Annotated in this window: 12 protein-coding genes; 4 read left to right on the plus strand and 8 right to left on the minus strand. The window is 71.9% G+C overall.

Going from position 1 to position 11,260, the window contains the following annotated elements; all coding sequences use genetic code 11:
• Window positions 1-64 precede the first annotated feature (64 nt).
• Both J2W78_RS14710 and J2W78_RS14715 read left to right on the plus strand, forming a co-directional pair.
• Window positions 65-709 (plus strand): PRC-barrel domain-containing protein, encoded by a 645-nt coding sequence (locus J2W78_RS14710; RefSeq protein WP_253371644.1) that lies wholly within the window; start codon window positions 65-67, stop codon window positions 707-709.
• A 42-nt stretch (window positions 710-751) separates the two neighbouring features.
• Window positions 752-988, plus strand: a complete 237-nt coding sequence (locus J2W78_RS14715; protein WP_253371646.1) for a hypothetical protein — start codon at window positions 752-754, stop codon at window positions 986-988.
• Window positions 989-1,155: 167 nt separating this feature from the next.
• Here J2W78_RS14715 and J2W78_RS14720 read toward each other — a convergent pair whose 3' ends face one another.
• Genes J2W78_RS14720 through J2W78_RS14730 form a run of 3 tightly spaced genes read right to left on the minus strand, consistent with a single transcriptional unit; the run spans window position 1,156 to window position 3,364 of the window.
• Complete coding sequence (locus J2W78_RS14720; RefSeq protein WP_253371648.1) at window positions 1,156-1,983, minus strand: substrate-binding domain-containing protein; 828 nt, start codon at window positions 1,981-1,983, stop codon at window positions 1,156-1,158.
• The gene (locus J2W78_RS14725; protein ID WP_253371650.1) at window positions 1,956-2,672 is read right to left on the minus strand and encodes an ABC transporter ATP-binding protein; all 717 of its coding nucleotides are present in this window, start codon (window positions 2,670-2,672) and stop codon (window positions 1,956-1,958) included. The genes J2W78_RS14720 and J2W78_RS14725 overlap by 28 nt, the downstream gene beginning before the upstream one ends.
• A complete protein-coding gene (locus J2W78_RS14730) occupies window positions 2,669-3,364 on the minus strand; it encodes an ABC transporter permease (protein ID WP_253371652.1) in 696 nt (231 codons plus the stop codon). The genes J2W78_RS14725 and J2W78_RS14730 overlap by 4 nt, the downstream gene beginning before the upstream one ends.
• 126 nt (window positions 3,365-3,490) lie before the next feature.
• Here J2W78_RS14730 and J2W78_RS14735 point away from each other — a divergent pair, with 126 nt between their 5' ends.
• Window positions 3,491-4,528, plus strand: a complete 1,038-nt coding sequence (locus J2W78_RS14735) for a substrate-binding domain-containing protein (RefSeq protein ID WP_253371654.1) — start codon at window positions 3,491-3,493, stop codon at window positions 4,526-4,528.
• A 24-nt stretch (window positions 4,529-4,552) separates the two neighbouring features.
• On the opposite strand, the gene J2W78_RS14740 is transcribed toward J2W78_RS14735, so the two are convergent.
• The 4 genes from J2W78_RS14740 to J2W78_RS14755 form a co-directional block, all read right to left on the minus strand.
• A complete protein-coding gene (locus tag J2W78_RS14740; protein WP_253371656.1) occupies window positions 4,553-5,803 on the minus strand; it encodes a molybdopterin molybdotransferase MoeA in 1,251 nt (416 codons plus the stop codon).
• A 103-nt stretch (window positions 5,804-5,906) separates the two neighbouring features.
• Complete coding sequence (mobB, locus tag J2W78_RS14745) at window positions 5,907-6,443, minus strand: molybdopterin-guanine dinucleotide biosynthesis protein B (protein WP_253371658.1); 537 nt, start codon at window positions 6,441-6,443, stop codon at window positions 5,907-5,909.
• Window positions 6,440-8,416, minus strand: coding sequence for a molybdopterin biosynthesis protein (locus J2W78_RS14750; RefSeq protein ID WP_253371660.1), 1,977 nt, complete (start codon window positions 8,414-8,416; stop codon window positions 6,440-6,442). The genes mobB and J2W78_RS14750 overlap by 4 nt, the downstream gene beginning before the upstream one ends.
• Window positions 8,413-9,498 carry a molybdopterin-binding protein gene (locus J2W78_RS14755; protein WP_253371662.1) on the minus strand — a complete coding sequence of 362 codons (1,086 nt, stop codon included), beginning with the start codon at window positions 9,496-9,498 and terminating at the stop codon, window positions 8,413-8,415. The genes J2W78_RS14750 and J2W78_RS14755 overlap by 4 nt, the downstream gene beginning before the upstream one ends.
• A gap of 230 nt (window positions 9,499-9,728) precedes the next feature.
• On the opposite strand from J2W78_RS14755, the gene J2W78_RS14760 reads away from it, so the two are divergent.
• The gene (locus tag J2W78_RS14760) at window positions 9,729-11,024 is read left to right on the plus strand and encodes a c-type cytochrome (RefSeq protein WP_253371664.1); all 1,296 of its coding nucleotides are present in this window, start codon (window positions 9,729-9,731) and stop codon (window positions 11,022-11,024) included.
• A gap of 27 nt (window positions 11,025-11,051) precedes the next feature.
• Here J2W78_RS14760 and J2W78_RS14765 read toward each other — a convergent pair whose 3' ends face one another.
• Window positions 11,052-11,225 (minus strand): metallothionein, encoded by a 174-nt coding sequence (locus J2W78_RS14765; RefSeq protein ID WP_003606929.1) that lies wholly within the window; start codon window positions 11,223-11,225, stop codon window positions 11,052-11,054.
• Between the last annotated feature and the right edge of the window lie 35 nt (window positions 11,226-11,260).

An 11,260-nucleotide genomic window follows, 5' to 3' on the forward strand; every position in this document is an offset into this window, starting at 1 on the left:
GGATGAACTGGCAGGGTCGCCGGCCGTTAACGGGGCACCAGCACGTCCGAACCCGGAGTCACGGATGCGTCCCACCTTGTCCAGCGTCCCGCGATCCGCGCTCGCTGCCCTCGCCCTCTTACTCGCGGCTGCCCCGCTCCCGGCTCGCGCTGAGGCGCCGCCCTCCGGGTCGGCGGCCGCCCGCTTCATCGAACAGCCCGAGGCGGGCACGATGCGCGGCTCGAAGGTGATCGGCGTCGGCGTGGTCGGCGCGGACCACGTCCGGGTCGGGAAGATCGAAGACGTGCTCGTGGACGGTACCGGCCGCATCCAGGCGGTGGTGATCGGCGTCGGCGGCTTCCTCGGCGTCGGCGAGAAATACGTCGCGGTGCCCTTCGATCAGCTTGCCTGGAACTTCGGTGACGTCTCGTTGACCAGCGGCGCCTCCTCCGTGGTGACGACCGACAACGCGCCGAGCGAGAAGGCGGCCGACAGGGCCACCGCCGAGACGATGCCGGGCGCGAAGGTGTCCCCCGAGGTGCTTGGCGCCATGCAGAACCAGCAGAGCGGCCGCGTCACCGATGCGACCGGTTCGGTCGAGCCGCAGCGGCCCAGTGCGACGCCCGCGACGGTGCTCGTGGGCCAGGATCTGATCCACGCCGAGGTGCGCCTGACCAAGGCACAGCTCAATGAGGCACCGGCCTTCCAGTTCGAGAAGGCGAAACAGTAATCGCCCTGCCCAGACGGTCTCAACCCTTGGAGTTTGCGTATCATGAGACACGCCGCCTTCGCCCTGACGGTCTGGCTCACCGGACTTCAGGCGGCCCTCGCCCAGGCGACCAACCCTGCCCCGCCGATTCCGGAATCGGGGCCGTCCGGCTCCAGTTCGGGCGCGGCGACGGCCGCAGCCACCGATTTCAACTGGGTCTGGGTCAGCGTCGTGATCGCGCTGGCGGTGCTGGCCCTGTGGATGTTCGCCCGCAGGCGGCAATCCGGGCCGCCGCGGTAAAGACGATCGGCCACGCGCATTTCTCCACCCCTTCTCCCTCACCCTGAGGTGGCGGCGCGCAGTGTCGCCCTCGAAGGATCCTCCGGCAGCCGCGCAACTCCCTGGACGATCCTTCGAGGCCGCTGCGCGGCACCTCAGGACGAGGCGGTGTATCGGAGGGGGATGAATCAGCCCTTCTTCGCGCTCGGGAAGAACAGCGGCTCGCCGTTGATCTTGTAATCGGCGATGGCCCGCTGTCCATCGGGCGAGACCAGCCAGTCGATGAAGGCCTGGCCCTCCTTCACCTTCACGGTCGGGTGCTTCTCCGGATTCACCAGCATCACGCCGTAGGGATTGAACAGACGCTTGTCGCCCTCGACGAGGATGGTCAGGTCGCCCCGGTTCTTGAACGAGAGCCACGTGCCACGGTCGGCCAGGATGTAGGCGCCGAGCGACGAGGCGGTGTTGAGCGCCGGGCCCATGCCCTGTCCGACATCGCGATACCAATCGCCGCGCACAGCCGGGAGATCGATGCCGGCCTCCTTCCAGCTCCGCAGCTCGGCGCTGTGGGTGCCGGAGCGGTCGCCGCGTGAGACGAAGGGCGCTTGTCCCGCCGCGATGGCCTTGAAGGCGTCGTCCACGCCCTTGCCGCGGATGCCCGCCGGGTCGGCCTTCGGGCCGATCAGCACGAAGTCGTTGTACATCACGTCCTGCCGCCCCTTGGCGAAGCCCTCGGCGACGAACTTGTCCTCGGCTGGGCGGTCGTGAACGAGCACGACGTCGGCGTCGCCCCTTCGCGCCGCGTCGAGGGCCTGGCCGGTGCCGAGCGCCACCACCTTCACCTCGATCCCACTCTTCTGTTTGAACAGCGGCAGGATGTGCTTGAACAGGCCCGATTGCTCGGTCGAGGTCGTGGAGGCGACGACGATCGAGGTCGGCTCGGCGCGGACCGGCGAGACGGCGCCGAGGGCGGCAAGGAGCGAGACGGTCAGGAAGCTGCGGCGAAGGAAGTCCAAGGCAGTTCTCCGGTGAGATAGGCCCGCGCCTCGTCGGTGCGGGGTGAGAAGAGGACGGATCGGGTCGGGCCCCGCTCCACGGCGCGGCCGGCGGCGAGCACCACGGTGTCGTCGGCGAGCCGGGCGACCTGCCCGAGATTGTGCGAGACGAGGAGCACGGTGGTACCGGCCTGCGCCATCTCGGTGATTAGTCTCTCGATGGTCTCGGTGGCCGCCGGGTCGAGGCTCGCTGTGGGCTCGTCGAGGAGCAGGAGGTCGGGCCGCATCGCCCAGGCACGGGCGAGCGCAAGGCGCTGCTGCTCGCCGCCCGAGAATCGCGTCGCCGCATCATGCGCCCGCGCCGCCAGGCCGACGCGGGCCAGCGCCGCCTCGATCCGCTCGGTGCGCTCCCGGCGGGGCAGCTTCAGCGCAACCAGCCCGAGGGCGACGTTGGCGGCCGCACTCGCCCGCACCAGAGCGGGGCGCTGGAACACGAAGGCGCGGCGGCCGGGCGTGAGGCGAACCGTGCCGGCATCCGGCTGCAAAAGGCCGTCGATCACCCGCAGGGTGACGCTCTTGCCGGCTCCGTTGGGGCCGATCAGGGCCGTGATGCCGGGCGCGGCGATGTCGAGGTCGAGACGGTCGAGGATCGGCCGCCCGCCGAGCGTCAGGCTGACGCCGTCGAGATGGATGGCGGGGGCCGCGCTCATCCGTAGGCCTTCGCGACTTGGTTGCGCAGGAGCGCGGCGCCAGCGTTTACGGCCAGCACGAGGCTCATCAGCACGAGGCCGAGCGCCAGGGCGAGGCTGAGGTCGCCCTTCTGCGTCTCCAAAGAGATTGCCGTCGTCATGGTGCGGGTATGCCCGTCGATGTTGCCGCCGACGACGAGCACCGCGCCGATCTCCGAGATCGCCCGGCCGAAAGCGGCCAGCGCCGCCGTGACCAGCGAGAAGCGCGCGTCATAGATCAGCACCCCCGCTCGCCGCGGTGCGGAGAGGCGCAGCGAGCGCAGCTGCTCGCCCAGATGCGCTTCGGCGTCGGCGATGACCTGCCGCGTCAGCGCCGCGACGAGAGGGGTCGCCAGCACCGCCTGCGCCGCCACCATCGCGGCGGGGGTGAAGAGCAGGCCGAACGCCCCGAAGGGCCCCGACCGGGAGAGGGCGAGATACAGGATCAGTCCGACGATCACCGGCGGCAGGCCCATGAACGTGTTGAGAAGCCCGACCACGGCGCCGCGCCCCGGAAACCGCGCCACCGCGATCAGGCTCCCGAGCGGAACGCCGAGCACGAGCCCGATGCCGACCGCGGTGAGGCTGACGCGCAGGGACAGCCACGCGATCGCCAGGACATCCCGGTCGAGCGTCCACAGGCGTGAGAACGTCTCCTGAAAGGTTTGGCTCAAGGGGCTCGGCTCGAAGGGATCCGCTCATCCGTAACCGGGGGTGCGCCTGAGGCGCGTCCGGGGCTGCGCGGGGCAAGTCGGGATGATACGCCAGCGCACGCAAGATCAATAGGAAAGGCCTTGCATATGGATGTCGAGGATGAGCCGGCCCTGTCGCGGGTCGTCTCCGGGTGGGATGGGCTCGGCGTCCGCCTTCACGTCGAGGGCCACTGCGAGGGCGCGTCCGACTTCGCGCTCCGCGGCGCGCACCTGCTCCTCGACGCGCTCGGCCGGACCGGTTCGCTCCAGGGGGCGGCCGAGGCGCTCTCGATCTCCTATCGCTCGGCCTGGGGGCAGCTCGACGCGCTGGAACAAGCACTCGGCCAGCCGGTCGTGGTGAAGACCAAGGGGCATGGCAGCAGCCTCACGCCGCTTGGGGTCGCACTGCTGACGTTGCTACAGGCGTCGCAGACCCGCCTCGCCCCTGCGCTTGCCGCAGAGGAGATGGCGCTGACGGAGGGCCTGCGGCGGCTTCTGGAGCCGGCCGATGCACGCATCCGCGTGGCTGCAAGCCACGACCCGCTGCTGCTGGAGGCGGTCGAGGCGCGGCGGGAGATCGACCTCATGGTCGCCGGCAGCCTCGACGCCCTGGCGCGGCTGCGCGAGGGGGCGGTGGATGCCGCGGGCTTCCACTATGGCTCGGACGGCCCGCCGCCCGCATCCTTCGGGGCCGTGTTCGACCGCCGCGATCTCGTCGTCGTCCCGCTGTTCCGCCGGGAACAGGGCCTGATGCTGGCCGCCGGCAACCCGCTCGAATTGGGAGGTGTCGCCGACATCGCCGCGCGGCGGGCGCGCTTCGTCAACCGCCAGCGGGGCGCCGGCACCCGGATCTGGTTCGAGCGGCTCTGTGCGGAGGCCGGCATCGACGTCGCGGGCATCGTCGGCCACCAGACCGAGGAGTTCACGCATCAGGCGGTGGCGGCCCTGATCGCCACCGGCGCGGCCGATGTCGGCATGGGCACCCGCGGCGTCGCCGAGCGCTTCGCTTTGGAGTTCCGGCCCGTGGGTTGGGAGACGTATTTCCTCGCGATCCACGCGAGGATCGACGCGGAGCGGCTCGCGGCCTTTCGCGAGGAATTGCGCAGCCGTGCCGGACGGACACCCGGCTACGCGCCGCCCCTCTGATGTCTCAGGTGGAGGCGCGACCCCTCACCACAGAAGTCCGTGCGGATAATAGGCCAGCGGATCGCCGGGGCTCACAACGGTCGCGTCGTCGGGCAACTCCACGAGGCCGTCGCTCTCGGTGAGCGAGGTCAGCACGCCCGCTCCGTCGCGCGGAAACTTTCGTGCCTCCAGGCCGCCCTCGCCGTCACGGACGAGAGTGACGCGGACGAATTCGCGGCGGCCCGCCTTCTTGCGGTAGCTGAAGCCCGCCCGCACCGGCCAGGACAAGGGCGGCTCGTAGCCTGCGCCGCCGAGCCGGGCGAGCAAAGGCCGCACGACGAAGAGCAGCGTGACGTAAACTGCCACCGGATTGCCCGGCAGTCCCACGAAGGGCGTACCGGCGACCAGCCCCACCGCCACCGGACGGCCCGGCTTGATCGCGAGCCGCCAGAGCATCAGCCGGCCCTGCGCCTCGACGGCTGTCTTCACGTGATCCTCCTCCCCGGTCGAGACGCCGCCGGAGGTCAGGATCAGGTCGTGGTCCCGCGCCGCCTCGGCGAGGTGGGCCGGCAGGGTCGCGGGGTCGTCGCGCAGGATGCCGAGGTCGTCCACCGCGACGCCGAGCCGGGTCAGCAGGGTCACGAGCAGCACGCGGTTCGAATCGTGGATCGCGCCGGGGCGAAGGGGGGCGCCGGGCTCGGTCAGCTCGTCGCCGGTCGAGAAGACGGCAACCCGCAGCCGGCGGCGCACGGCAATCTGCGCGTGGCCGGTCGCGGCGGCCAGCGCCAGATCCTGCGGGCGTAGGCGCTGCCCGGCGGGGATCGCGAGGCCGTCCGCCGCCAGATCCTCGCCCGCGGGCCGGGCATTGGCGCCGGGCTTCAGCCCCGGCGGCAGGACGACCCGCTCGCCCTCGCGGCGCACGTCCTCCTGCATGAAGACGGTCTCGGCGCCGGGCGGCATCGGCGCACCGGTGAAGATGCGGATCGCCGTCCCTGCGGGCAGCTCGCCGGCCGCCGCGCCGGCCGCGAGCCGGCCGCTGACCGGCAGGACGGTCTCGGCCCCTGCGGCGAGGTCGGCAAAGCGCACGGCGTAACCATCGACCGCCGCGTTGGCGAAGGGCGGCAGGTCGTGACCCGCAAAGACGTCCTCGGCGGCGATCCGCCCGTCGGCGAGGCCGAGCGGCACCGTCTCCGTGCCGGCGACCACGGGGAAGCGCTCGGCGATCAGCGCCACCGCCTCCTCGATCCGCATCGGCTTGCCCCCGAAGGCGAAGCAATCATCGGTGAGCTGTGCCATGGCTAAAGCTTCGTCCCGAAAGGTGGCCACCGGCTTTCGGAAAAGACGATGCCAAAACAATAACCTAGGGTATTGCCCTGGATCCGATATCCAGGACGATACTCTAGGGTCTTTCCAGCCGGGCGAGCACGGACTCGAGGGCCTCGGCGCGCGCGATCACGAGATCGGCGATGGCCTCGACGTCGTCGAGCCCGACCACCGGCACTGTCGCCTGCGGGAAGGGCACGTCGCTGGCGATGCCGACGACGCGCGGATCGTCTCCGTGCAGTGGCGCACGGCCGTTGGCCGCGCGGAACACCTCAAGCTTCGGATGCGCCTCGCATTTGAAGCCTTCGACCAGGGCGAGACCGCTCGGTGTCAGCCGCCGCAGCAATTCGGGCAAGGTCGCTTCCGCACCCTCCTCGACCTCGCGGATCTGCGCCCAGCGCCGGGCGGAGGATACGATCACTTCGCTCGCACCGGCCTGCCGGTGGACGAAGGAATCCTTGCCCGGATGATCGATGTCGAAGGCGTGGTGGGCATGCTTGAGGGTCGCGACCCGTACCCCGCGGGCGACGAGCACGGGGATGAGGCGGGCGAGAAGCGTGGTCTTGCCCGCCCCGCTCCAGCCGGCAAGGCCGATGATGCGCAGGTCGCTCACGATTCGCCTCCGCCGGGTTCGAACCCGAGTTCGTTGAGGGCCGCATCCGCCTCGGCGGTCCCGAGCAGCGCCAGGAAGGCTGCGAGCGCGGGCTTCTCGCAATCCGCCTCGCGGTAGGCGAAATCGTAGTGCTCCTGCGCCAGCGGCAGGAAGCCGAGGCCGTAGGCCGTGGCGACGCTCGCGATCGCGACCCCCCAATCGGCCCGACCCTGCGCCACCGCCGTCGCGACGGCGTTGTGCGAACGCGGTTGGTTCCAGAATCCGGCCGGCCGGGCCGCGCCGATCAGGCCGTCCACGAGGAGCCGGGTGCCGGAGCCGGCATTGCGGTTGACCATCACCGCCTCCGGATCGGCCAGCGCCGCGCTCACCGCGTCGGCGGCGCCTCGGCCCTTGAAGCGGGCGTCACCCGTGCGGAACACCACGCCCTGGAGCCTGCGCCAACCGAGGGCGAGTGTCATGCCGGGTTCGAGGAAGGGCGCGTTGTAGCGGCCGGTCTCCGGGTCGAACAGGTGCATGGCGGCCAGATCGCACTCGCCGCGGCGCAGGGCCGCCAGTCCCCCGGCCGAACCGACCCACACGGTGCGGGCGCGAAAACCACGCGCGGCGAGCAGACCGACCACCCGGTCGAGCCCGATGCAGTGACTTCCGATGACCGTGAGGTCCGGCGGCCGCACGCCGGCCCCGAGACGCACCACCGAGACCGTTTCACCCGCTTCGACGCCCGAGCGCGCGGCGGGCACGGCGAAGAAGCCGTCGGCCTGGGAGAAGGCGGTGACGGAGCCGGAGCCTTTCGGCAGCGGCAGGGCGACCAGGCCGTCACGCGCTTGCGCAAGCGAGGCCATCACGAATTCGGTGCGGCCGAGTTCGGAGGTCAACCGCTGCGGCAGGCGGGCCGATACCGCTTCCTCCTCCCGCGGCGGCAGGCCGGCGAGGGCGCGCACCAGCGGCACCACGAATTCGTGGAAGGTGAACATCGCCGAGGTCGGGAAGCCCGGCAGCACCACCACCGCCTTGCCTTCGGCGACGGCAAGGCAGAGCGGCTTGCCGGGTTTCAGCGCGACGCCGTGAACGAGGATGCCGGGCGGGCCGAGCCGAGACAGGATGCGGTGCGAGACATCGCCCGCGCCCTTCGAGGTGCCCCCGGAGAGTACGACGAGATCGCTCCGCGCCAGCGCATCGCGCAGGGCGACCCCGAGCGCCGCCTCGTCGTCAGGGACGATGCCGAGCGGCACCGGCACGCCGCCATTCTCAGCGACCGAGGCCGCGACGATGGCGCCGTTCGAATCGTAGATCGCGCCCGGTCGCAGTTCCGCCCCCGGGGCGACGAGTTCGTCGCCCGTCGAGAGCACGGCGACGCGGGGGCGGCGCACCACCGCGATCTCGGCGAGTCCGCAGGCGGCGAGCATGCCGATCTCGCGGGCGGTCACCACCACACCTTTTCGCAGGACAGTTTCGCCGGAGGCCATGTCGGCGCCGGCATAGCCGACGAACTGCCCCGGCCGGACCGGACCTGTCACGTCGATGGCCAAGTCGGCTTCGAAGAACTCGGTCTGCTCGACCATCACTACCGCGTCGGCCCCGCGCGGGATCATGCCGCCGGTGGCGATCGGCGTCGCGGTGCCGGCGGCGACGGGAAGCGTCGGGGCGACGCCGCAGGCCAGGATTTCGCGGTTGAGGGCGAGCCGGCGGGGCCGCGCCGCGTTGGCGCCCTCGGTGTCGGCGGCGCGAAGCGCGAAGCCATCGACCAGAGCGCGGTCGAACGGCGGCACGTCGATCGGCGAGGCGATGTCGTCGGCGAGCACCCGCCCGAGCGCCTGGGCCAGCGGCACGGTCTCCGGCGGCAGTGCCACGTGCGGGACCGCCGCGCGGAAAGCCGCATGCGCGTCCTCGCGGCTCATCACCGTCAGGAACTGCTCCTGCCGGGCGGCCGCGGCGAGGCGCCGGGCGAAGTCCGTCTCGCGATCCGCGCTCACAGCGGCACCACCTCGACCACGCTGCCGGCCGGGTAACCCTCCCGCTCCGGCGGAACCAGCACGATTCCGTCTGCCTCGATCAATCGGCGCAGGGCAAGATCGGCCCCGCCGAGGGGTTCGACCTCCGACCCCTGGACGCGTACGAAGACGATCTCCGCAAGTCCGACGGTCGAGGTGATCTTGCGCGCGGTCGGCCCTGTCCGCGGGGCCGGTTCGACAGCGCCGGTCAGGGCCGCGATCAGCGGCCGACCGAGCGCCAGGAGAACCGCGAGTGCCGCATCGGGCCCGCCGGGCAGGAGCAGGACCGGGCGATCCCCGGCCTCGCCGATCCCCGCCGTCTCGCCGGGCCGCAGGGCGAGGCCATGCGCGATCACGCGGCCGGCTTGCGCCAAACCTTCGGCGCTGCGGTCGGTGCGCCCGAAACCGCTGCCGCCGAGGACGAACACCGCATCCGCTCCCTCGGCCGCGATGGTGCGGGCGATCTGTTCGGGGTCATCCGGCACCGCCACGGTCTCGGTGAGGCCGCCCGCCCGCGCGATCACGGCGCCGAGAAGCGGCGACAGGAAGTCCGGCGCCCCCGTGACCACGAGGCGAATCCGGGCTTGCCGAATGGCGACCTCGAAAAACCCCGCGGCAGCAAGGCCGAGAAGGTGGCGCGGTGCGATCCGCTCGCCTGCCCTCAGGAGGGTGTCGCCTTCGGAAAAATCCTCGCCCTTAGCGCGGGTGCCCTCGCCCGGACCGACTTCCGCCACGGCGCTGCGGTGCTCCACCCCCTCGGCGGGCAGCACCGCGTCGGTGCCGGGCGGCAGGCGCTCGCCCGCTTCGACCCAAACAGGTGCGCGTGGCAGCAACACCGGTGCGTAGGGTGAGGCGCCGCCGACCTGCGCGGCGTCCACCGCGAAGCCGTCGCGCAGGGCGGTGAGCCCGGCCGGGATGTCGTGGGCGATCGTGAGCGATGTCGCGGCAACGTGCCCAGCCGCCCGATCCAGCGGCACCGATCGCGGCACGACCGGCTTGGCAAGGCGCAGCAGCAGGGCGAGCGCATCGGCGAGCGGTGTCAGGGCGGCAGAGGGGGCGCGCATCACTCAGGCGTCCGCGCGCGCCGGCAATGCGGCGGGCCGAACGGCGAGGATGCGTGAGGCTCCGTCCTGTGTCATCGCCGCGAGCGATGCGCCATCGCCGGGCGCGGATCAAGGTTTTGCATTCCGCCCCTCCGGCGCCTGAGACACAAACCCTCACCTCCGGCGGGCGGACGGCGTCCCGACCGGTCGCGTATGGTCCGCCGGGGAAACGGAGTGGGATGCAGATACCAATGTGGGCGACGCGGAGTCTCGGTCTGATCGCGGCCCTTCTGCTCGCGGTGCCCGCGGCGGCGCAGATGCGCGGCCACGGCGGGCCGGTTCGGGCGCTGGCCGTGACCGGCGACGGTCGCCTGGCGGTCTCGGGCGGGTTCGATCAGGCGGCGATCGTCTGGGGTCTCGAGGCCGGCGCGGCGCTGAGCGTCCTGCGCTTCCACGACGGCGCGGTGAACGCCGTGGCGGCCCTCGCCGACGGGCGCTTCGCCAGCGCCTCGGAGGACGGGCGCATCGCCCTGTGGCGGCTGGGACAGGCCGAGCCGGAGCGCGTGCTCGAAGGACATGCCGGCCCCGTCGCCGGGCTCGCCGTCTCGCCCGACGGCACCATGCTGGCCTCCGCCGCCTGGGACGGCACTGCGCGGATCTGGCCCCTGGCGGGCGGGCCGGCGCGGGTTCTCGAAGGACACAGGGGCAACGTCAACGCGGTCGCCTTCCTGCCCGATGGGCGCCTCGTCACGGCCGGAGCGGACGCGAGCGTGCGGATCTGGACGTCGCAGGGGGAGACGTCTCTGACCGTGACGCTTCCGAGCGCCCTCAGCGCGCTGGCGGTGACCGGGGATGGCGAGATCGCCGCGGCGGGGGCGGATGCCACGGTGCGGTTCCTCGCGCCCGACGGGCAGGTGCGGGCAGAGGTCGAACTCGGCCCTGCCCCGGTGATCGCGCTGGCGCCGGCGCCCAACGGCACCCGGATCGCCGCCGCAAGCGCGGGCGGAACCGTCGCGATGATCGAGCGGGCGAGCGGAAAGATCCTGTTCACGCTGGTCGGGCCGGGCCTTCCGGTCTGGTCCGTGGTGTGGCGGCCGGATGGGAGCGAACTCGTCACCGGTGGGGGCGACCGCCTCGTGCGGCGCTGGAACGCCGCGACCGGCGAGCCGATCGGCCCCCTCGCCATGCCCCGGCCCGCGGACGCGCTCGCTACGTTCCACGGCGAGCGGGGCGCGGAGGTGTTCCGCGCCTGTGTCGCCTGTCACACCCTCACGCCCGGCGACGCACCCCGCGCCGGGCCGACGCTCGCCGGCCTCTTCGGCCGGCGCATCGCGACGGTCGCGGGCTACCGCTACTCGGAAGCGCTCAAGGGCATGGACATCGTCTGGACGCCGGAGACGGTCGCCCGCCTGTTCGAACTCGGCCCGGCGCGCTTCACCCCCGGCACGCGGATGCCGGAGCAGACGATCAACAGTGCCGAGGACCGCGACGCGCTGATGCGCTTCCTGGCCAAGGCAACGGCGACGCCGCCGACCGGGGCGAACTGAGGCGCGCCCGGTCGCGCCTTCGACGGATCAGCCGTGGCAGCTACAGCCGGCGTGGTCGCAGCCGGCATGGTCGGGGTGGCCTTCGGCACACTCGTCGCAGCAGAAGGCCTTCTCGTCGCGCTTCACCGCCTTGGTGACCGAGACCACGCACACGCAGTCCGGGCAGGCGCACTTCACCATATCGACATCGACGCTCGCCATCGGGGTCATCCTTTTCGAGACGAATCTTTTCGCGC

It is taken from the genome of Methylorubrum extorquens, from assembly GCF_024169925.1.
Classification (GTDB): domain Bacteria; phylum Pseudomonadota; class Alphaproteobacteria; order Rhizobiales; family Beijerinckiaceae; genus Methylobacterium; species Methylobacterium extorquens_A.